The organism is Pseudomonas sp. 5Vm1k (genome assembly GCF_056161485.1).
In genome coordinates this window covers 35,277-57,081 of sequence record NZ_JBSPCZ010000001.1, presented here as the reverse complement: position 1 = coordinate 57,081, position 21,805 = coordinate 35,277, and the positions used below count along the sequence as shown (strand labels likewise).

The 21,805-nt window shown below is 58.7% G+C and carries 18 protein-coding genes; 3 read left to right on the top strand and 15 right to left on the bottom strand.

Annotated features, from left to right (window positions below; translation table 11 throughout):
- Nucleotides 1–39: 39 nt before the first annotated feature.
- The 3 genes from rpoD to rpsU all read right to left on the bottom strand — a co-directional run bounded on the left by rpoD (nt 40) and on the right by rpsU (nt 4,636).
- Nucleotides 40–1,890: an RNA polymerase sigma factor RpoD gene (rpoD, locus tag ACWIKB_RS00255; RefSeq protein WP_123410550.1), complete on the bottom strand. Its 1,851-nt coding sequence runs from the start codon at nt 1,888–1,890 to the stop codon at nt 40–42.
- A 67-nt stretch (nt 1,891–1,957) separates the two neighbouring features.
- Nucleotides 1,958–3,937: a DNA primase gene (gene dnaG / locus ACWIKB_RS00250; RefSeq protein WP_475264851.1), complete on the bottom strand. Its 1,980-nt coding sequence runs from the start codon at nt 3,935–3,937 to the stop codon at nt 1,958–1,960.
- 483 nt (nt 3,938–4,420) lie between these two features.
- On the bottom strand, nt 4,421–4,636 hold the full coding sequence (rpsU, locus tag ACWIKB_RS00245; RefSeq protein WP_002551877.1) for a 30S ribosomal protein S21: 216 nt from the start codon (nt 4,634–4,636) through the stop codon (nt 4,421–4,423).
- A gap of 199 nt (nt 4,637–4,835) precedes the next feature.
- On the opposite strand from rpsU, the gene tsaD reads away from it, so the two are divergent.
- Nucleotides 4,836–5,861, top strand: a complete 1,026-nt coding sequence (gene tsaD / locus ACWIKB_RS00240; protein WP_475264850.1) for a tRNA (adenosine(37)-N6)-threonylcarbamoyltransferase complex transferase subunit TsaD — start codon at nt 4,836–4,838, stop codon at nt 5,859–5,861.
- A gap of 35 nt (nt 5,862–5,896) precedes the next feature.
- Here tsaD and plsY read toward each other — a convergent pair whose 3' ends face one another.
- Nucleotides 5,897–6,466 (bottom strand): glycerol-3-phosphate 1-O-acyltransferase PlsY, encoded by a 570-nt coding sequence (gene plsY / locus ACWIKB_RS00235; protein WP_475264849.1) that lies wholly within the window; start codon nt 6,464–6,466, stop codon nt 5,897–5,899.
- 74 nt (nt 6,467–6,540) lie between these two features.
- On the opposite strand from plsY, the gene folB reads away from it, so the two are divergent.
- The gene (folB, locus tag ACWIKB_RS00230) at nt 6,541–6,897 is read left to right on the top strand and encodes a dihydroneopterin aldolase (RefSeq protein ID WP_008051601.1); all 357 of its coding nucleotides are present in this window, start codon (nt 6,541–6,543) and stop codon (nt 6,895–6,897) included.
- Nucleotides 6,888–7,406 (top strand): 2-amino-4-hydroxy-6-hydroxymethyldihydropteridine diphosphokinase, encoded by a 519-nt coding sequence (gene folK / locus ACWIKB_RS00225; protein ID WP_475264848.1) that lies wholly within the window; start codon nt 6,888–6,890, stop codon nt 7,404–7,406. Before folB ends, folK begins: the two co-directional genes overlap by 10 nt.
- A gap of 108 nt (nt 7,407–7,514) precedes the next feature.
- On the opposite strand, the gene ACWIKB_RS00220 is transcribed toward folK, so the two are convergent.
- The 11 genes from ACWIKB_RS00220 to ACWIKB_RS00170 form a co-directional block, all read right to left on the bottom strand.
- Nucleotides 7,515–8,744, bottom strand: a complete 1,230-nt coding sequence (locus tag ACWIKB_RS00220) for a multifunctional CCA addition/repair protein (protein WP_475264847.1) — start codon at nt 8,742–8,744, stop codon at nt 7,515–7,517.
- Between the two features lie 63 nt (nt 8,745–8,807).
- The gene (locus ACWIKB_RS00215) at nt 8,808–10,370 is read right to left on the bottom strand and encodes a SpoVR family protein (protein ID WP_054044145.1); all 1,563 of its coding nucleotides are present in this window, start codon (nt 10,368–10,370) and stop codon (nt 8,808–8,810) included.
- Nucleotides 10,367–11,638 carry a YeaH/YhbH family protein gene (locus tag ACWIKB_RS00210; protein ID WP_475264846.1) on the bottom strand — a complete coding sequence of 424 codons (1,272 nt, stop codon included), beginning with the start codon at nt 11,636–11,638 and terminating at the stop codon, nt 10,367–10,369. Before ACWIKB_RS00210 ends, ACWIKB_RS00215 begins: the two co-directional genes overlap by 4 nt.
- A 204-nt stretch (nt 11,639–11,842) precedes the next feature.
- Entirely contained in the window at nt 11,843–13,765 is a 1,923-nt protein-coding gene (locus ACWIKB_RS00205; protein WP_054044143.1) for a PrkA family serine protein kinase, read from the bottom strand.
- 296 nt (nt 13,766–14,061) lie between these two features.
- Nucleotides 14,062–14,391 (bottom strand): thiosulfate sulfurtransferase GlpE, encoded by a 330-nt coding sequence (glpE, locus tag ACWIKB_RS00200; RefSeq protein WP_475264845.1) that lies wholly within the window; start codon nt 14,389–14,391, stop codon nt 14,062–14,064.
- 33 nt (nt 14,392–14,424) lie between these two features.
- Nucleotides 14,425–15,306 (bottom strand): symmetrical bis(5'-nucleosyl)-tetraphosphatase, encoded by an 882-nt coding sequence (locus ACWIKB_RS00195; RefSeq protein WP_475264844.1) that lies wholly within the window; start codon nt 15,304–15,306, stop codon nt 14,425–14,427.
- Nucleotides 15,306–15,686 (bottom strand): Co2+/Mg2+ efflux protein ApaG, encoded by a 381-nt coding sequence (gene apaG / locus ACWIKB_RS00190; protein WP_054044140.1) that lies wholly within the window; start codon nt 15,684–15,686, stop codon nt 15,306–15,308. The genes ACWIKB_RS00195 and apaG overlap by 1 nt, the downstream gene beginning before the upstream one ends.
- Nucleotides 15,687–15,808: 122 nt before the next feature.
- Nucleotides 15,809–16,627: a 16S rRNA (adenine(1518)-N(6)/adenine(1519)-N(6))-dimethyltransferase RsmA gene (gene rsmA / locus ACWIKB_RS00185; protein ID WP_054044139.1), complete on the bottom strand. Its 819-nt coding sequence runs from the start codon at nt 16,625–16,627 to the stop codon at nt 15,809–15,811.
- A complete protein-coding gene (gene pdxA, locus ACWIKB_RS00180; protein ID WP_475264843.1) occupies nt 16,624–17,613 on the bottom strand; it encodes a 4-hydroxythreonine-4-phosphate dehydrogenase PdxA in 990 nt (329 codons plus the stop codon). Before pdxA ends, rsmA begins: the two co-directional genes overlap by 4 nt.
- On the bottom strand, nt 17,610–18,932 hold the full coding sequence (surA, locus tag ACWIKB_RS00175) for a peptidylprolyl isomerase SurA (RefSeq protein ID WP_475264842.1): 1,323 nt from the start codon (nt 18,930–18,932) through the stop codon (nt 17,610–17,612). Before surA ends, pdxA begins: the two co-directional genes overlap by 4 nt.
- Nucleotides 18,907–21,684, bottom strand: a complete 2,778-nt coding sequence (locus tag ACWIKB_RS00170; RefSeq protein ID WP_475264841.1) for an LPS-assembly protein LptD — start codon at nt 21,682–21,684, stop codon at nt 18,907–18,909. The genes surA and ACWIKB_RS00170 overlap by 26 nt, the downstream gene beginning before the upstream one ends.
- Nucleotides 21,685–21,805 lie beyond the last annotated feature (121 nt).

Sequence of the window (21,805 nt, the reverse complement as noted above, 5' to 3'; positions counted from 1 at the left end):
ATAAAGCAAAACCCCCGGCCTGGGCCGGGGGTTTTGTGATCACTCGTCGAGGAAGGAGCGCAAATGCTCGCTTCTCGTCGGGTGGCGCAGCTTGCGCAGCGCCTTGGCTTCGATCTGACGAATCCGTTCACGGGTCACGTCGAACTGCTTACCAACCTCCTCGAGGGTGTGGTCGGTATTCATGTCGATACCGAAGCGCATGCGCAGAACCTTGGCTTCACGGGCAGTGAGGCCGGAGAGAACTTCGCGAGTCGCTTCTTTAAGGCTCTCAACGGTAGCAACATCGATTGGCGACTGCATGGTCGAGTCTTCGATGAAGTCACCCAAATGGGAGTCTTCGTCATCACCGATCGGGGTTTCCATGGAGATCGGCTCTTTAGCGATCTTCAATACCTTGCGGATTTTGTCCTCAGGCATTTCCATGCGTTCGCCCAGCTCTTCCGGGGTCGGTTCGCGACCCATTTCCTGCAACATCTGCCGGGAAATACGGTTGAGCTTGTTGATCGTCTCGATCATGTGCACCGGAATACGGATGGTGCGGGCCTGGTCGGCGATCGAGCGAGTGATCGCCTGACGGATCCACCAGGTGGCATAAGTCGAGAATTTGTAGCCGCGGCGGTATTCAAACTTGTCTACCGCTTTCATCAAGCCAATGTTGCCTTCCTGGATCAGATCGAGGAATTGCAGGCCACGGTTGGTGTACTTCTTGGCGATGGAGATCACCAGACGCAAGTTCGCTTCAACCATCTCTTTCTTCGCGCGGCGGGCCTTGGCCTCACCGATCGACATGCGACGGTTGATGTCCTTGATCTCGGCAATCGTCAAACCGGTTTCGGTTTGCAGCGCGATCAGCTTTTGCTGGCAACGAATGATGTCCGGTTGCAGGCGACCAATGGCTTCGGCGTATTTGCCTTTGCCCTTGGCCAAGCCGTCGGACCAGCTTTCGTCAACTTCATTGCCCGGGAACTGGCGCAGGAAGTCGGCACGCGGCATGCGCGCATCACGAACGCAGAGCTGCATGATCGCGCGCTCTTGCTGACGCAGACGATCCAGGGCACTGCGGACACGCTCGACCAGGCCTTCGAATTGCTTCGGAACCAGTTTGATCGGCATGAACAGCTCAGCCAGCAGCACCAGTTCGGCAATCGCCGCCTTGTTGCCACGACCGTGCTTCTTCAGCGCCTTGCGGGTGATCTCCATCTGATCGGAGACAGCGCCAAAACGCTGTGCTGCGATGACCGGATCCGGACCGCTTTCGGCTTCTTCTTCGTCGTCGGTGCTGGCTTCAGCTTCGTCGTCGTCGGTATCGTCATCCGCTTTCACGGCTTTCGGATCGACAGGCGGCGGCACTTCGGCTGCAGGCGGCGCAATGCCGTCGTCCGGGTCGATATAACCGCTCAGGACGTCAGACAGGCGACCACCTTCGGTGGTGACGCGAGTGTATTCGGACAGAATGTGGTCAACCGTGCCAGGGAAGTGCGCAATTGCGCCCATCACTTCACGGATGCCCTCTTCAATACGCTTGGCGATTTCAATTTCGCCTTCACGAGTGAGGAGCTCTACCGTACCCATTTCACGCATGTACATGCGCACTGGGTCGGTGGTGCGACCAATGTCGGTCTCGACCGCTGCCAACGCTGCTGCTGCCTCTTCGGCCGCGGCTTCGTCAGTATCGGCGTCGGCCAGCATAAGGGAATCCTTATCTGGCGCAACCTCGAATACGTTGATCCCCATGTCGTTGATCATGCGGATGATGTCTTCCACCTGTTCCGGATCTGAAATATCCTCCGGCAGGTGGTCGTTGACCTCCGCGTAAGTCAGGTAACCCTGCTCACGACCAAGTGTGATCAACTCTTTGATACGAGACTGCTGTTGCGCTTTTCCGGACATAACACCCTATCCACTGAAGGTCTTGGCGGGCAAAAAACAAGCCGAGGATTATACCTGAGCTATGACCTCACGCGCCAGTTGAGGTCGGGGTTGATACAGCCATATTGCGTTTTAATAGGTCGCGCATCTGATTTGCGATCTGATTTGCTTCCTCCGCGGTCAGTCCTGGCTGCCTTGCTTTGATGATTAGTGCGTCCAGGCTATCCGTGTGTTGAGTTGCCGATAACCTAGTAATGGTGTCTAAAAACTGTTGTTCAAGGTTGTCACCGTCAATCAGCCATTCCTTTTCCGCTAATGCCTTGAGCAAACGCCCCTGTTCGGTCCCGTGCCAACGGGCCATTAGCTGAATTGAGTTTAGCTTAGGATTTTTTTGCACCGCTCCGATCAGGGCCACCAGCAACTGAGCGTAGGTGTTGCTCTCATTGGCGAAGTGGTCGGCGGTTTCTACCTTGCCGGCCAGGTCCGGGTGATGGATCAGCGTGCGCAATGCGATCAGCGTTGGTGCTTCGACGGCAATCGGCGTGCGCGGGGCACTCGGTTGATCACGATCGCCACCACGCTTGCCATTCTTGTCCCAGGGCTTCTTGTCCCACTTCTTGCCGCCGGCGCCGGGTTTCTTCGGCGTCCATTCCTGCTGCGGCGCGTACATGTCTTGTGCTTGAGGCTGATGGTAGTCGCTGTAATCCGGCATGGCGTCGTAATCCATGCCTGGATCGTAAGCCGGCGGCGCGTCCTGAGGGGCGCTGTGCACCAGCTGACTGACGGCTTCGCCAGTCAGGCCGGTGATTTCGGTCAATCGTTGACGCATCAGGATACGCAGATTGGCGCCCGGCACTTTATCGATCAACGGCGCAGCGAGGGTGGCCATGTGGGCCTTGCCTTCGAGCGAGCGCGGGTCTGATTCCGCGGTCAGTTGTTCAAAGAAATAATCGGCCAGCGGTTGCGCGTGCTGATTGATCCGCGCGCGAAAGGCGTCTGTGCCTTCGGAGCGGACCAGCGTATCCGGGTCTTCGCCCTCTGGCAGGAACAAGAAACGCGCGCGCCGACCGTCTTGCAGGCACGGCAGCGCCGCTTCCAGTGCTCGCCATGCAGCGTTGCGGCCAGCCTGGTCGCCGTCGAAACAGAACAAAACGTTAGGCACGACGCGAAACAGTCGCTTCAAGTGCTCTTCGCTGGTCGCGGTGCCCAGGGTCGCGACGGCATTGCGCAGGCCTTGCTGGGCGAGGGCGATAACGTCCATGTAGCCTTCGACGACGATGATTTCGTCGAGGTTGCGGTTGTTCTTGCGGGCTTCATAAAGGCCGTAGAGCTCCTGGCCTTTATGGAATACCGGGGTTTCCGGTGAGTTCAGGTATTTCGGCTTGTCGTCGCCCAGTACCCGGCCACCGAAGGCAATGATGCGCCCGCGGCTGTCGCGGATCGGGAACATCACGCGATCGCGGAAGCGGTCATAGCGTTTGCCGGTTTCGGCGTTCTCGATCAGCAGGCCGGCATCGACCATGGCTTTCTGTTGCAGGGTGTCGCTGCTCAAATGCTTGAACAGATTGTCCCAGCCGGGCGGGGCGAAGCCGAGGCCGAAGTCTCGGGCGATTTCGCCGGTCAGGCCGCGACCTTTCAAATAATCCACAGCGGCTTTGCGCGATGGATGGCTTTTCAGGGCCTGCCGGTAAAAGTCGGCGGCCGCAGTGAGCAGCGGGTACAGCGGCGAATCGGTCGGCTGCCGCGGTTTATGCGGACGGCCGCTTTCTTCGCGGGGGATTTCCATGCCGGCGGCTTTGGCCAGTTCTTCGACGGCCTGGACGAAATCCAGGTTGTCGTGGTCCATCATGAAGCCGAGGGCATTACCGCCAGCGCCGCAGCCGAAGCAGTAATAGAACTGTTTGTCGGGGCTGACGCTGAAGGAAGGGGTTTTCTCTTTGTGGAACGGGCAGCAGGCAGTGTAATTCTTGCCGGCTTTTTTTATTTGCAGGCGCGAGCTGACCACGTCGACGATGTCGGTGCGGTTCAGAAGGTCGTCAATGAAGCTCTGGGGAATTAGCCCGGCCATGGCGTTCTCGTCATCTGCGCTGAAACGGATCCAAAACGAACGGCGAACGAGCGCGGGTCGTTGAAAGAGGCACACACGAATGTGGCTCGACCGGTGTCGTCTGCGTAATCGCTGTCGGGAAGTGTATCTGCCGAAAATCCACTGACGTTAGTACCATTCAGTATTCGACTATTTGAAAGTGTTGCGCTGAAAATCCGCTACGGCCAATCGATGGCCTCGGATAGCTCAATAAGCGGGCACGCAAGCAGGTGCCTTGGGCTGATCGTCGTAAGAGGAATCAGTGGGTGTGCTCGTCAGTAGCCTTGGAAGGCTCGTCAGAAAAGACGTGCACCGCTGGCAAAAGAGCCAGGTCTGACGCTGTGAAGCAGGTTTGTCCGAGTCGCATCTGCGGCGTAGACGGTGAAGCATCAAGCGTTTTACGCAAATGCCATAAGCCCGGCTGAGGGCCGGGCTTGGCAGAAGCTTGCTACGAACGTCTGTGTATTAGTACAGACGAACGGCGCGGCGCTGTTCGCGCTGTACTTTCTTGGCGTGACGCTTAACAGCGGCTGCTGCTTTGCGCTTACGCTCAGAAGTTGGCTTCTCGTAAAATTCGCGGCTACGAACTTCAGCCAGTACACCGGCTTTTTCGCAGGAGCGCTTGAAACGACGCAGAGCTACGTCGAAGGGTTCGTTCTCTTTTACTTTGACGGCTGGCATCCAGAGCTACCTTCATTCATTACCGGGGTCAACATCCTCGCGGCAAAAGAGCACTTGAAGACGTCGGTTTTTAAGGGTTGCGGATGTTAACTCCTCATCGACCGGAATGCAAAGCCTCTGATCGAAAACCGCTAGTCGGGGCATCCCATGGCGACTATTATGCGCGCCTTCGAATCTAGCCTAAACAAGGCGCAAACCCATGCTAGTACTGGGATTAGAAACCTCCTGCGACGAAACCGGTGTCGCATTATATGACAGTGAGCGCGGCCTGCTGGCCGACGCGCTGTTCAGCCAGATCGACCTGCATCGCGCCTATGGCGGTGTGGTGCCGGAGCTGGCCTCGCGTGATCACGTCAAACGCATGCTGCCCTTGATTCGTCAGGTGTTGGCCGAAGCTGACTGCGTGCCAACCGAGATCGACGCCATCGCTTATACCGCGGGCCCCGGCCTGGTCGGTGCGCTGTTGGTGGGGGCTTCCTGCGCCCAGGCGCTGGCCTTTGCCTGGGGCATTCCGGCCTTGGGCGTGCACCACATGGAAGGTCATTTGCTGGCGCCGATGCTGGAGCCGCAACCACCGGAATTCCCGTTCGTCGCTTTGTTGGTGTCGGGTGGTCATACACAGCTGGTTCAGGTCGACGGAATCGGCCAATACACGCTGTTGGGCGAGACCCTTGACGATGCCGCCGGTGAAGCGTTCGACAAGACTGCGAAGATGATGGGCCTCAATTATCCGGGTGGTCCGGAAATTGCGCGCTTGGCGGAGCAAGGGGTTGCAGGGCGTTTCACGTTCCCGCGTCCGATGTGCGATCGCCCTGGCCTGGCTTTCAGCTTCAGCGGCTTGAAAACCTTCGCCCTGAACACCTGGCAGCAATGCGTCAGCGCCGGGGACGACAGCGAGCAAGCCCGTTGCGACATCTCGCTGGCGTTCCAGCAAGCCGTGGTGGAGACTTTGACCATCAAGTGCAAGCGCGCCCTGAAAGCGGCAGGCATGAAGCGTCTGGTGATTGCTGGGGGCGTCAGCGCCAACAAGGCACTGCGCGACTCGCTGGAAAAAATGCTCGGTGACATGAAGGGCGACGTGTTTTATGCGCGTCCCGAGTTCTGCACGGATAACGGCGCGATGATTGCGTTTGCCGGTTGCCAGCGTTTGCAGGCAGGTCAGCACGAAAGCCTGGCGATCAGCGTGCAGGCGCGCTGGCCGATGGAGCAGTTGTCGGCCCTTTGATGACGTGAACGATGAGCGGCGCTCATGTGCGGTATTTAAAAATGCCGTTCGCGCCCTGCAAACAGGTCGCGTAGATTGCCGCGATGGCGCCAGACGATCAGCGCCGTGAGTGCGCTCATGGGTAGCAGTGCCGCCGGCTCTTGCCATGCGAGCAATGGCAGGGTCAGCGGTGTGGCGATCAGCGCCGCCAGTGAGCTGGTGCGGGTCAGGTAGAACGTCAGCAACCAGGCACAGACCGCCAGCAGAGCCGCCGGCGGGTAAAGGCCCAGCAACATGCCGGCCGCAGTGGCGACACCCTTGCCGCCGCGGAAGCGGAAGTACAGCGGGAACAGATGACCAATGACGGCATAAACGCCGATCCAGGCCTGTTCTTGTAGCGAAAGGCCGGCAACAGCGGCGATCAGTACGGGCAGCAAGCCTTTGCACAGGTCGCCGAGTAACGTCAGGACGGCGAGTTTCTTGCCGGCCAGGCGCAACATGTTGGTGGCGCCGGCATTGCCCGAGCCACTCATTCGCGGATCGGGATTACCGGTCAGGCGGCTGAGCAAAATGGCGAAGGACAGAGAGCCGAGCAGGTAGGCGAAGGTCGCCAATAACCAAAACATGCTAACTATTCCGGGCGAGGACGCCCTGATTCTAACGGCGCATTGCGCCCTTGTCGTGCAGCGGAGAAAAGTGCTTGGACAGAGTGTTTATCGAGGGCCTGGAAGTCGACACCGTAATTGGTGCCTACGACTGGGAGCGAGGCATCCGCCAGTGTCTGCGACTGGACCTGAGCTTCGCTTGGGACAATCGCCCGGCAGCGGCGGGTGACGACCTGACCCTGGCGCTCGACTACGCGAGCGTTTCGTCGCGTATCCAGGCGTTCGCCGAGCAGGCGCAGTTTCAACTCGTCGAGACGTTTGCCGAGCGCTTGGTTGAAGTCCTGATGAGCGAATTCAAGATCACCTGGATGCGCCTCAAATTGACCAAGCCGGGCGCGGTCCCGGCGGCCACCGGTGGCGTCGGCGTGGAGATCGAGCGCGGATGTCGCTGACTCAGGTGTACCTCGGGCTCGGTAGCAATATCGAGCGCGAATCCCATTTGCAGGCTGGCCTGGAAGCCCTGGCAGGTTTTCTGGTGGATATCCGCTGCTCGGCGGTCTTCGAAAGCCAGCCGGTGGGGATCAAGAGCGGTCCGTTTTTCAATTTTGTGGTGTCGGCGTTCACCGACCTGCCGCTGATAGAACTGGATCGTCGGCTGAAATTCATCGAGGCGGACAACGGCCGCTACGCGCCGGATCGCAAGGGTCTGCCGCTGGACATCGACGTGTTGTTGTTCGGTGATCTGGTGGGTAACTTCGATGGCTTGATTCTGCCCCGGGCAGAAATTCTGAAAAATGCCTTCGTGTTGTGGCCGTTGTCGCTGATTGCGCCGGACAGGGTGCATCCGGGCGTAGGCAAAAGCTTTGCGACCTTGTGGCGTGAAGCGCAGATTGATCAGGTGTTGGCGCCGGTGGCGTTTGAGTGGCGTGGCGAGCAGTTGACCCCTTCGAGTTTGTTGTGAGGCGGAAGACGCCTTCGCGGGCAAGCCTCGCTCCTACGGATTCGAGTCGTTTGCAAATTATGTAAACGACACCGCCCCTGTAGGAACGAGGCTTGCCCGCGAAGCTTTTCAGGCAGACGCCGCTTCTTTGTAGGCTTTCAGCGCCTTAAGCCGCTCACGCTTGATCGCCTCACCCAGCTCCGGCCCTTTGAAACCCTTCTCCAGCAACGGCTGCACCGCCACACTCCGCGCTGCATTCGCCGCCCCGCGCAAATAATCCGCCTGTGGATAACTTCTCTGCTCAAGACCTTTGCGTCCACGGGCATCCATTTCGCACGCCGCAATAAACTCCTCAAACCGCTGCGGTCGCCGATAGACGTCAAAACTCTGCAGCAACTCCAGCAACGTCGACGGCTTCAGTTCCAGGGCGCGATGTCCGTGGGTGTGATATTGGCCGACCAGCAATGCCAGTTCCTGACAATCCTTCGGCGCCTTGAAGCGTTCGTTGACTGCTTTGATCAGTTTCAGCCCCGTGTGCTCATGGGCGATGTGTCGCGGCCATTCCGCTTCCGGAGTCAGGCCTTTACCCAAATCATGTAGCAAGCACGCCCAGCGCACTGTCAGCGGTTGTTTGTGCAGCGCTGCTTGCTCCAGCACGCTCAAGGTATGCACGCCGGTATCGATTTCCGGGTGATGGGCTTCCGGTTGCGGGACGCCGAACAGCGCATCGACTTCCGGCATCAGCACCTTGAGTGCATCGCACGCGCGCAGCACCTCGATGAATACCTGTGGCTGATCTTCCATCAGGGCGCGGGAGATTTCCTTCCAGCTGCGCTCTGCCGTCAACGCCTCCAATTCACCGGAATCGCTGAGCTGACGCATTAACTCGAGGGTCTCGGGAGCGACGGTAAATCCTAGCCCGGCATAACGCGCAGCAAAGCGGGCAACGCGCAGTACCCGGAGTGGATCTTCGGCGAACGCGGGGGAAACGTGGCGAAGCAGGCGTGCATCAAGATCCCGCTGCCCATGATAAGGATCAGTCAGGTTTTGCTGATCGTCTTCGGCCATGGCATTGATCGTCAGGTCGCGCCGGATCAAGTCCTCTTCGAGGGTGACTTCGGGGCTGGCATGGAACGTGAAACCGCCGTAACCGCGCCCGCTTTTGCGTTCGGTCCGGGCGAGGGCGTACTCCTCACCGCTTTTGGGATGAAGAAATACCGGGAAGTCCGAGCCCACCGGGCGAAATCCCTTGGCGAGCATTTCTTCGGTGGTGGCGCCTACCACGACCCAGTCGATATCGGTGACAGGCTTGCCCAGCAGGCGATCGCGTACGGCGCCGCCAACTTTATAAATCTGCATAAAAAACCTCCGTTAGCTCGACAGAATAACCGTTGCGTCGAACTTCCGGAGGCAGAAACAGAATCAAAGATGAATGACAGCCAGGTCAAGCCGACCGTAATCCCCCTCGGCGTGTTCACTTCTGGGTGGGACGTGATGGACTTTCATCACTTGGTCGCCTTGCAGGGTTTCCAGGTGAATGTCGAAGCCCCACAGCCGATGCAGGTGCTTGAGCACTTCCTCGGTGGATTCGCCCAGCGGCTTGCGGTCGTGTTGCTGGTGACGCAAGGTCAGTGAGCGGTCGCCGCGGCGGTCAATGCTGTAGATCTGCACGTTGGGTTCACGATTGCCCAGGTTGTACTGAGCGGCCAGGGTTTCACGGATGGTCCGGTAGCCGGGCTCATCGTGAATGGCGGGGACCAGCAGATCGTCCTTCTGGTCATCATCGAGAATGCTGAACAGCTTCAGATCGCGGATCACTTGAGGCGACAGGTATTGCAGGATGAAACTCTCATCCTTGAAACTGCTCATCGCGAATTTGATGGTCGACAGCCAATCGGTACCGGCGATTTCCGGGAACCAGCGGTAATCCTCTTCCGTCGGGTGTTCACACATGCGCCGGATGTCCCGGTACATGGCAAAGCCCAAGGCATAAGGGTTGATGCCGCTGTAGTAGGGGCTGTCGAAGCCCGGCTGCATGACCACGCTGGTGTGGGACGTCAGGAACTCCATCATGAAGCCGTCGGTGACCAGGCCTTCGTCGTACAGGTCGTTCATCAGCGTGTAGTGCCAGAACGTCGCCCAGCCTTCGTTCATCACCTGGGTCTGGCGTTGCGGGTAGAAATACTGGGCGATCTTGCGCACGATCCGTACGATTTCGCGCTGCCACGGCTCCAGCAGCGGCGCGTGTTTTTCGATGAAGTACAGGATGTTTTCCTGAGGTTCGGCGGGAAAGCGCGCGTTGTCCTTGTCGCTGTACTTGTCCGCGCCTTTTGGAATGGTGCGCCATAGATCGTTGATCTGTTTCTGCAGATGCTCTTCACGATCCTTCTGCCGGCGACGTTCTTCTTCGGCGGAAATCGGATACGGACGTTTGTAACGGTCAACGCCGTAGTTCATCAGGGCATGGCAGGAGTCGAGCAGATCTTCCACGGCGTCGATGCCGTGGCGCTCCTCGCACTGCATGATGTACTGCTTGGCGAACACCAGATAATCGATGATCGAACTGGCATCGGTCCAGGTGCGGAACAGGTAATTGCCCTTGAAGAAACTGTTATGCCCATAGCAGGCATGGGCCACCACCAGCGCTTGCATGCAGATGGTGTTTTCTTCCATCAGGTAGGCGATGCACGGGTCCGAGTTGATCACGATCTCGTAGGCCAGGCCCATCTGACCGCGGGTGTAGGATTTCTCGGTGCTGAGGAAGTGCTTGCCGTAGGACCAATGGTGATAACCCAGCGGCATACCGACGGAAGCGTAGGCGTCCATCATCTGCTCAGCGGTGATCACTTCGATCTGGTTGGGGTACGTATCCAGGGCATAACGGGCCGCCAGGCGGCTGATTTCCTTGTCATAGGCCTGGATCAGCTCGAACGTCCATTCGGAGCCGGTGGAAATGGGTTGGCGCTTCTGCTCTTTGGCGGTCATGTCACTAACCTGCGCTGGAAGAGTTCACGGAAGACCGGGTAGATATCCCCGGCCGAGACCAGTTGCTGCTGGGCAAAAGTGTCAGAGAAGGCTTCGGCGATGCGTTCGTATTCGAACCACAGGGCCTGGTGTTCGCGCGGGGTGATCTCAACGTAAGTGTAGTACTGCACAAACGGCATGATCTGGTTGATCAGAATGTCGCGGCAGATCGGCGAATCGTCGTTCCAGTTGTCGCCGTCGGAGGCCTGGGCGGCATAGATGTTCCACTCGTTGCTCGGATAACGCTCGGCCATGATCTCCTGCATCAGTTTCAAGGCGCTGGAGACGATAGTGCCGCCGGTTTCCCGTGAGTAGAAAAACTCTTCCTCATCCACTTCGCGAGCGCTGGTGTGGTGGCGGATGAACACGACGTCGATCTTGTCGTAGTTTCGCTTGAGAAACAGATACAGCAGGATAAAGAAGCGCTTGGCGATGTCCTTGGTCGCCTGGGTCATCGAGCCGGATACGTCCATCAGGCAGAACATCACCGCTTTGGAGCTGGGGTTGGGCTGCTTGATGAGCAAGTTGTACTTGAGGTCGAACGTGTCGAGGAACGGCACCCGATGAATCCGCGCACTGAGTTTCTCGATTTCCGCTTCGATTTCCTGAATATCGCCGAAGTTGTCCGGTTCTTCCCGTCTGAGTCGGGCCAGTTCCTCTTTGGCGTCGCGCAACCGCGCACGGCTGCTGCCGGACAGGGCGATGCGGCGGGCATGGGCCGAGCGCAGGGTGCGGATGATGTTGATCCGCGACGGGTTGCCCTCGTTGCTGATGCCGGCGCGAACGGTCTTGAAGGTGTCGGTGCCGGTCAGGTTGCGTTTGACCAGGTTCGGCAATTCGAGGTCCTCGAACATGAATTCGAGGAATTCCTCTTGGGTGATCTGGAAGACGAACTCATCCATCCCTTCACCGGAGTTGCCGGCCTTGCCGGGACCTCTGCCGCCGCCACCTCCGGGTGGCCGGGCAATGTGCTCGCCGCTGGTGAATTCCTTGTTGCCCGGATGCACGACGGTCTGCTTGCCACCACGGCCGTGGTGAAGCACCGGTTCGTCGATGTCGCGGCCGGGAATACTGATTTGTTCGCCATGTTCCATATCGGTAATGGAACGCCGGCTGACCGCCTCTTCGACGGCCTTTTTGATGTGATCACGGTAACGCCGCAGGAACCGCTGGCGGTTCACCGTGCTCTTGTTCTTGCCATTGAGACGTCGGTCGATCACATAGCTCATGACTGCTCCTTAGAAGCTGTCCTGAAAGGGGCGAGCGGTTATGCAGCATCGGACCGGTGCCAAGGGATGATCACGCTCCCCCAAGCGCTTTTGGATACTGCCTGAACCTCGTTACCGACTTTCGAACACCTTCCAGAGGTCTGTGTAACAGAAAAACCGTGCACAGGCCTCTGGCTGACGACAACCGGTCTTACCGGCAGCGGGTTACTGTGATTTTCTGACCCGCAGGTACCACTCGGACAGCAGTCGTACCTGTTTGTCGGTGTAGCCGCGCTCGACCATCCTTGTGACGAAGTCGTTGTGCTTCTGCTGGTCCTCTTTGCTGGCCTTGGCGTTGAAGCTGATGACCGGCAGCAAGTCCTCGGTGTTGGAGAACATTTTCTTCTCGATGACCACCCGCAGTTTTTCGTAGCTGAGCCAGGTCGGGTTCTTGCCGTTGTTGTTGGCCCGTGCGCGCAGTACGAAGTTGACGATCTCGTTGCGGAAATCCTTCGGATTGCTGATGCCGGCCGGTTTTTCGATTTTCTCGAGTTCTTCGTTCAGGGCTACGCGGTTGAGGATTTCGCCGGTTTCCGGGTCGCGGTATTCCTGGTCCTGAATCCAGAAGTCGGCGTACAGCACGTAGCGATCGAAGATGTTCTGGCCGTACTCGCTGTAAGACTCGAGGTAGGCTGTCTGTATTTCCTTGCCGATGAATTCGATATAACGCGGTGCCAGGTATTCCTTGAGGAAACGCAGGTAGCGCTCGCGGGTCTCGGCCTGGAATTGTTCCTGCTCGATCTGTTGTTCCAGCACGTAGAGCAAGTGCACCGGGTTGGCGGCGATTTCGTGCGGATCGAAGTTGAAGACCTTCGACAGGATCTTGAACGCAAACCGGGTCGACAGACCGTTCATGCCCTCATCCACGCCGGCGTTATCGCGGTATTCCTGGATCGACTTGGCTTTCGGGTCGGTGTCCTTGAGGTTCTCGCCGTCGTACACGCGCATCTTGGAGTAGATGTTCGAGTTTTCCGGCTCCTTGAGGCGCGAGAGCACGGTGAACTGGGCAAGCATTTTCAGGGTGTCGGGCGCGCAATGGGCCTTGGCCAGAGAACTGTTGAACAGCAGCTTGTCGTAGATCTTCACTTCGTCACTGACCCGCAGGCAGTACGGCACTTTGACGATGTAGATCCGGTCGATAAACGCTTCGTTGTTCTTGTTGTTGCGGAAGGTGTGCCACTCCGATTCGTTGGAGTGAGCCAGCAGGATCCCGGTGAACGGAATCGCGCCCAGCCCTTCGGTACTGTTGTAGTTGCCTTCCTGGGTGGCGGTCAGCAATGGGTGCAGCACCTTGATCGGTGCCTTGAACATTTCGACGAATTCCATCAGGCCCTGGTTGGCCCGGCACAGCGCGCCCGAGTAGCTGTAGGCGTCGGCGTCGTTTTGCGGGAATTCTTCCAGTTTGCGGATATCGACCTTACCCACCAGCGCCGAGATGTCCTGGTTGTTTTCATCACCTGGTTCGGTCTTGGCCACGGCGATCTGATTGAGGATCGACGGATAGAGTTTCACCACGCGGAACTGGCTGATGTCGCCGCCGAATTCGGCCAGGCGTTTGGTCGCCCACGGCGACATGATGGTGTTGACGTAGCGCCGAGGGATGCCGAAGTCTTCCTCGAGAATCGCGCCATCTTCAGTGGCGTTGAATAGACCCAGGGGCGATTCGAATACCGGCGAGCCCTTGATGGCATAGAAGGGCACTTTCTCGATCAGCTGTTTGAGCTTTTCGGCCAGGGAGGACTTACCGCCGCCGACGGGACCGAGCAGGTAGAGGATTTGTTTCTTCTCCTCCAGGCCCTGAGCGGCATGGCGGAAATACGACACGATCTGGTCGATGCATTCTTCCATCCCGTGGAAGTCTTCAAAGGCCGGATAGCGGCGGATTACCTTGTTGGAAAAGATTCGCGACAGTCTCGAGTTGGCCGAGGTGTCGAGCAGCTCCGGTTCACCGATGGCCAGAAGCAGACGCTCGGCGGCGGAAACGTAGGCGCTGCGGTCCTTTTTGCACAGCTCCAGATACTCTTGCAGCGAGAGTTCTTCCTGGCGTGTGGACTCGAAGCGTTGTTGGAAGTGGCTAAAGATACTCATGACGTCACCTCGCTCGATACGTGGAGCCGACGCCGGATCATTCAGTCGATGCTGGCAGCCACTGGATATGCAGTCGCTGTTTACCCCCCAGAACTCTTTCGGAGCTGACTACCCCGAAAGCTACTCCCGATGACCCGCGCGCCGGTGTACCGGCTCTCCCCTGTTTTGGATGGCCTGCGCTTAAGGATAGTTGCTTATTCGGGAGGTAAAGGCGAGATACGTAATTAGTTGTGGCAGACCGTTCGTCTGCCACCGCGCGAGCCCACGGGGGCCGGGGCTTGCGCGTTACAAAAATATTATTCGGAAGTGCCTTGCGCAGTTTCCGCCGGATAAGTCGTGCGCCACAGCTCAAAACCGCCATCCATGCTGTAGACGTCGGAGAAGCCCTGGCTGATCAGGTACGCCGCTGCGTTCTGGCTGGAATTGCCGTGATAGCAGACCACTACCGTCGGTGCATCAAGGTCGGCGGCACGGATGAAATCCGAGATGGATACGTTGTCCAGATGCTTCGAGCCGGCGATGTGCAGCGCGGCGTACGTTTGTGGATCGCGGACATCGACCACCACTGCGCCTTGTTCGCGCAGGGCCTGGGCCTGTTCTGGGGGGATACGTTTGAATTCGCTCATGGCGGGCTCCTGTGGCTCGGCTGAAAGCGCAGTCTAGCGCTGGGCGCTGGCTGACGTTTGTACGGGAATAGATGGGGCGACTGACGGCTCGGCGTGACCCTGTTCATCACATTTGCAGGTCAGGCGCTCAAGGGTATCGACGTTCATCAGGGTCATCGCGCCACCCCAGACACAACCGGTGTCGAGGGCGAAGATGCCTGGCTCGTCGCATTTGCCTTCAAGGGCTGCCCAATGACCGAAGATGATCTTCAGGCCTTTGGTCTTGCGTTCCTTGTACTTGAACCACGGGGCGTAACCCGGTGGTGCAGTGTCGACGCCTTCCTTGCCCTTGAGATCGAGCTTGCCTTCGCTGGTGCAGAAGCGCATGCGGGTGAAATAGTTGGTGATCACCCGCAGGCGATCCACGCCGGTGAGGTCACTGTTCCATTTGTTTGGCTCGTTGCCGTACATGCCATCCAGATAGGGCGGGAACAGATTGTCATCACGTAGGGCGGCTTCGACTTCGCCGGCGCACTTCAAGGCTTTGCGCAGCGACCATTGTGGCGGTATGCCGGCATGAACCAGGGCAATGTCGCGCTGTTCGTCGTAGTGCATGAGTTTTTGCTGACGCAGCCACTCCAGCAGTTCCGCGCGATCAGGCGCTTCGAGGATTTCGCGAAGGGTGTCGTTTTTCTTCAAGCGTTCGATGTTGTGCCCGGCGGCGAGCAAGTGCAGATCGTGGTTGCCGAGCACGCACACCAACGATTCGCGGATGCTATAGAGGAAGCGCAAGGTTTCCAGCGACTGCGGCCCGCGGTTGACCAGATCACCCACGACCCAGAGTTTGTCCCGGGCAGGCTCGAAGGCTACTTGCTTGAGCAGGCATTGCAGCGGTTCGAGGCACCCTTGCAGGTCGCCGACGGCATACGTCGCCATCAGTGCAGGGCTCCGGGCACCGCCAGGCGGAATGGCGCGATTACGGCGTCGAAGTGCTTGCCGTCGTCGGCGATCATTTCGTAGGTGCCTTGCATGGTGCCGACCCGAGTGGTCATCACCGTGCCGCTGCTGTAGGTGTGGTTTTCACCGGCCTGGATCAGCGGCTGTAAACCCACCACGCCAGCACCGCGAACCTCTTCCACGTGCCCGTCACCGTCGGTGATCACCCAGTGCCGCGACAACAGCTTGGCCGGTAGCTCGCCATTGTTGTGCACGGTAATGGTGTAGGCGAAGGCAAAGCGGTTGTGCTCGGGTTGCGATTGTTCTGCCAGATAGCGAGTGACGACGCTGACGTCGACCTGATAACGAGGATCGGACATGCAAGAGGCCTTAAAAACGAAGCGGGACGCGGGGCGTAGCTGATGGGATCAGTCTAGGCCAAGTATCGGGTAGTAAACCAGACATCGCGTCTGGCGTCCCACCCGATAACGCTCATCGTCTGTCAGTCGGCGGCGGGCGCCTGCAGGACTTGTTCGCTGAGCTTGTCAGCCAGGCGCACGAAAGCGGCCAGGTCGAGTTGCTCGGGACGCAGGCTGCCATCGACGCCGGCGGCTTCGATCTCGTCGTTGCTCAGCAGCAACTTGAGGGTGTTGCGCAGGGTCTTACGGCGCTGGTTGAAGGCTTCGCGCACGACGCGCTCCAGCAGCTTGTGATCCTTGGCCGGGTGCGGCAGTACATCGTGAGGCACCAGGCGGACGATGGCCGAATCGACTTTCGGCGGCGGATTGAACGCACCCGGACCAACGTTGAACAGGTGTTCTACCCGGCAGTGGTACTGAACCATGATCGACAGACGACCCCAGTCACCACCACCAGGGCCAGCCGCCAGACGCTCGACCACTTCCTTTTGCAGCATGAAGTGCATGTCGCGAATGATGCCGGCGTTGTTCAGCAGGTGAAAAATCAGCGGCGTGGAGATGTTGTACGGCAGGTTGCCGACTACACGCAGGCTGTTCGGCGCGGCATTCAGGCTGTTGAAGTCGAACTTCAGCGCGTCGCCCTGGTGCAGGTTGAAATTGCTCTTGTCGGCGAATTGCTGGTTGAGGATCGGGATCAGATCCTTGTCCAGCTCCACTACGTCCAACTGCGCGCCACTGTTGAGCAGGCCTTGCGTCAGTGCGCCCTGGCCCGGGCCGATTTCCAGCAGGCGGTCTTCGGGTTTGGCGCGAATGGCGCGGAGGATGCGGTCGATAACACCGGCATCGTGCAGGAAGTTCTGGCCAAAGCGTTTGCGCGCCTTGTGTTGGTAATGCTCAGTCATAAACGGGTCTCGGCCATCTGGTAGGCGGTTTCCAGGGCGACTTGCAGGCTGCCGGTGTCGATTTTGCCGCTACCGGCCAGGTCCAGGGCTGTGCCGTGGTCCACCGATGTGCGGATGATCGGCAAGCCGAGGGTCACGTTGACTGCCGCGCCGAAGCCTTTGTATTTCAGCACCGGCAGGCCCTGGTCGTGGTACATCGCCAGCACCGCGTCGCAGTGCTCCAGATATTTGGGGGTAAACAGAGTGTCGGCGGGCAGGGGGCCACGAAGGTCCATGCCCTCGCCGCGCAGGCGCTCTAAGGTGGGTTCGATGATGTCGATTTCTTCATGGCCCAGGTGTCCGCCTTCACCGGCGTGGGGGTTGAGCCCACAGACCAGGATGCGTGGCTGGGCAATGCCGAATTTTTCTTGCAGGTCGGTGTGCAGAATCCGCGTCACCCGTTCCAGACGCTCCGGGGTGATTGCATCGGCAATCTCACGAAGGGGCAGGTGGGTGGTGACCAGTGCCACGCGCAATCCGCGGGTGGCGAGCATCATCACCACTTGTGCGGTATGGGTCAGGTCGGCGAGAAATTCCGTGTGCCCGGAAAAGGCGATCCCGGATTCATTGATCACGCCCTTGTGCACCGGAGCGGTGATCATCCCGGCGAAATGCCCTTCCATGCAGCCTTGGCCGGCACGGGTCAGGGTTTCCAGGACGAACGCCGCATTGGCCTTGTCCAGCTGTCCGGCGGTGACCTTGGCGTTGAGCGGGGTATCCCAGACATACAGGCTGTTGGCTGGCGCAGGAACGTCCGGCCAGTTGTCCGGGGTGACCGGCAGCAGGTCGACAACCACGCCCAGCTGCGCGGCCCGCTCGATGAGCAGGTCGCGGCTGGTAATGGCAATCAGAGGATGTGGCTGGGCTTGCGAGGCGAGCAGCAGGCACAGGTCAGGACCTATGCCGGCCGGTTCACCGGGTGTCAGCGCGAAACGCTTGGGTTTCACTGCGCTGCCTGGTCTGCACCAGGGAGTTTGATCTCTACGTACGCTTCGTCACGGATCTGACGCAGCCAGGTTTGCAGCTCTTCGTCGTATTTGCGGTTACGCAGTACGGTCATCGCTTGCTGCTCACGGGCCTGGGTGGTGCTGTCGGTGGCGCGACGGCCAAGGACTTCCAGGACATGCCAGCCATATTGGGTCTTGAACGGCTTGGACAGCTGACCTTGCGGGGTCTTGGCCATCACTTCGCGGAATTCAGGAACCACGGCGTTCGGATCGATCCAGTTCATGTCGCCGCCGTTGAGGGCGGAACCCGGGTCTTCCGAATAGCTTTTCGCCAGATCGCCGAAATCTTCGCCCGCTTCAATACGGGTATAGAGCGATTGAGCCAAAGCCTTGGTTTTTTCTTCGTCGCGAATCGGGCTCGGTTTGACCAGAATGTGACGCACGTGCACTTCGTCACGCATCTGAGTCGCGCCGCCACGCTTGTCGAGGATCTTCAAAATGATGAAGCCGCCCGGAGTGCGCATTGGCTGAGTGATGTCGCCGACAGCCATGGTGCTCAGCATGCGATCGAACGGAGGTGGCAACTGAGCGGCTTTACGAAAGCCCATGTCGCCGCCTTCCAGTGCGGTTTCGCTGGCGGATTTGGCGATTGCCAACTGACCGAAGTCAGCGCCTTGCTTGAGTTGCTGGTACACCGCGTCCGCTTGTTTGGCGGCAGCCTGAATCGCGTCGGAGTTGGCGCTTTCCGGCGTAGGGATCAGGATGTTGGCCAGACGAAACTCTTCGGACAGCTGCATTTTGCCCAGGTCGGAAGCGAGGAAGTTCTTCACTTCCTGCTCGGAGACCTGGATGCGCTCTGCCACCCGACGCTGACGTACACGGCTGATGATCATCTCGCGGCGAATCTGGTCACGCGCGTCGTCGTAAGACAGACCATCGTGAGCCAGGGCTGCGCGGAATTGATCGATCGACATGTTGTTGCGCTGGGCAATGGTGCCGACAGCCTGGTTCAGTTCTTCATCGGTAATGCGGATGCCGGAACGTTCGCCAATCTGCAGTTGCAGGTTTTCAACGATCAGACGCTCCAGTACCTGCTGATCCAGCACGCTGGTCGGCGGTACGGCAGCGCCGCGTTTGGCGATGGTTTGCTGAACTTCGTGGACCCGTTGGTCCAGTTGGCTCTGCATGACCACGTCGTTGTCGACGATGGCCACCACTTTGTCGATGGACTGTACCGCGGCATTAGCCGCGGTACCCAGGAACAGCGCGCCCAGTACTAGCGGGCGCAGACAATCAGAAAGCTTGGTCTTCACGTTCACGATAACCTTGAATGCCTTTGTCGAGGAAGCTCTCTACTTTGGCGCCAGTGAGGCCGCCGAGTCCCTTCAGAACAATTTGGAGGAAGACGCCATGGTCGCCTTTTTCGTTTTGCGGGGCTTCTTGACTGAACTCGTCATAGGAAACCCAGTAACGGTTGATCAGGCGCAGTTTCCAGCAGCAGTTGTCGTACTCGAAACCACCGAAGGCTTCCAGGGTACGGTTGCGGTTGTAGTCATACTGCCAGCGGCTGATGGCGTTCCATTGCGGCACGATCGGCCACATCACCGAGAAGTCGTGCTGCTTGATTTTGTAGTAGTCCTTCACGAAGCCAGGTTGACCCTCGACGCCGTAGTCACCGCCGCCCACCGACCACTTACCGGTGTTCTGGTCGTAACGGACCTGGTCATTGCGATAGCGATAACCGGCGTTGATGATCTTGTTCGGGTTGTCTTCAGGCTGGTAGTGGAACATCGCGCTACCCGAACGCGGGCTGCGGCTGTCCGGATCCCAGTTGTAGTCGGCCGTGGTGCGCCAATCGCGGTTCCAGCGGTATTCGTATTCCAGGGCGTATGGAGAAACGTTGGAATGCGCATCGTCGCGGGTTTTTGCATCGATACCCGGCAACTGGACTTCGCGGTCCTTGAAGTACATGGCCTGACCAACGCTGATGCGTTGACGTTCGAAGCCGTCGTCTTCGATCCAGCGGTTGGTGATGCCCAGGGACAACTTGTTCTCATCGCCAACACGGTCGGAGCCAGAGAAGCGGTTGTCACGGAATAGCGACGCGTAGTTGAAGGTGTATTCGCCGGTGTCGAATACTGGAATGTCGGTCTGGTCTTTCTCAGGTACGTAGAGATAGTACAGGCGCGGTTCCAGGGTCTGGCGATAGTTCGTGCCGAACCAGTTGGTTTTTCGATCGAAGTACAGGCCACTGTCGATGCTGGCGATTGGCACGCCACGGTTTTGACTCCGGTTGAAACTCTCGCCCGCGAGCAGAGTGTCTTTACCTTTCTGATCAAGATCCAGATCATATTGGGTGTACTGGTACTTGAGCGTTGGCTTCAGGAAGCCATAAGTCGCGTTCAGCGGCAGGCTGACGGCAGGAGCGAGGTTCAGCCGATTACCGTTGGCGCGCGCCAGACCGGCAACGTTGGTGTCCAGACGATTGGAGACGTTGCCGTCTTCATCGGTGAAGGTGCCGGTCTTCAGATCCCGATCAAAGCGTACGACTTCAGTGTTGTACTTGAAATCCAGGCCGCCTGGGTGATACGGCAGCGCACCATTAAAGGTGATTTGCGGCAAGCGATCATAAGGAGTGATGTTCGAAACGGTTGCCAGTTGATAAGCCTGGGCATTGACCGCTGCGGTGTAGTTGTCACCACGGTACGTAACAGAACCCTGCTGATTCACATAGTCCGCGCTTTTCACGCCAATCTGGTCAGTCTGCAGGTCCTGGAAATAATACGGATCGCTGATCTTGGTGTAGTCGACCTGCGTGAACACGCGCGAGTCGAGGCCACCCTTGTGCTGCCAGTTGTACATGTAGCGGGTTTTTTCGTAGTCGGTCTGCTTGCTGCGATCAGTGTCGTCATCGTTCAGGTATGCGGCACCGAACTGACCTTCGCTGGACTTGGTCAGGTAACGGAACTCGCCTTCCATCAACAAGCCGTGCTTGCTCATGTAACGCGGGTACAACGTGGCATCGTAGTTCGGTGCCAGGTTGAAGTAGTACGGCGTGACCAGCATGAAGCCGGTATCGCTGCCGGTGCCGATGGTCGGCGGCAGGAAACCGGATTGACGACGGTCGTCGATCGGGAAGTAGATGTACGGCGTGTAAAGGACCGGAATGTCCTTGACCCGCAGCGTCACGTTGGTCGCGGTACCGAAACCGGTGGCCGGGTTCAAGGTGATGTTGTTGCCCTTGAGCTGCCAGGCGTTGCTGTTCGGTTCGCACGTGGTGTACGTACCATCCTTGAGGCGGATGATCGCGTTTTCGGCACGTTTGGCGTACAGCGCGTTACCGCGGATACGGGATTTGTGCATCACGTATTCGGCGTTATCGACCTTGGCTTCACCGGTGTCGAGCTGCACGTCGGCGTGGTCGCCCACGATCAGCGCGCCATTGTCGCGAACCCGGACGTTGCCGTTCAGTTCGCCACGGCTCTCGGCCTGGTACAGGCTGGCTTCGTCGGCTTCAACCTGCATGCTGCCTTGGCGCATGACGACGTCACCGGCCAGCGTACCGATCTGATCTTCGGTGTTATAGCGCGAGGCCTTGGCGCCGATAAAGGTCGGAGTGTCACTTTTATTCGTCTTGTCATTCATGCCCGGACGAATTGGTTCGATATAGGAACCAGAGCAGTAAGGACCGGTTTCGGCCAACTGCGCAGCAGTGAGCTTCTCGCGCGGAACCCAGTCGAGGTGACTGTAGTCTGCGCTACGGGACTTCAGACCACGGCCCTTGGCTTCGGTAACCAGCACAGGCTTGGCGCCAGTGTCTTCGCTGGAGCCGTTTTGGGCCGGAGCTTCGCCGTTCGCGGTGACTGCTGCGCTGCCGTCATGGACGGGCCGCGGCGGCAATGCAGCTGCCGGCGACTTGGGCGCACAGTCCCAGGCACCCGAAGCAGAGACTGAGCAGTCATACTGTTCCGCGGCGACCACGTAGGAAGTGGCTAGGGGTTGCAGGGCCAGCAGACTGCCGGTAACCAACAACGGAAATTTTTTACGAAACGCGGGGGATTTCAATGCCATCTTATTAGTCCGGGCTTCCTGCGTGCCATCTGCCCGCGGTGTGGGCCGCACGCCTCTCGATGGTCTGAAAAAGATGCTGGATAATAAAGCATGACCCGCTTGACGGCTAGCGCCGTCGGAG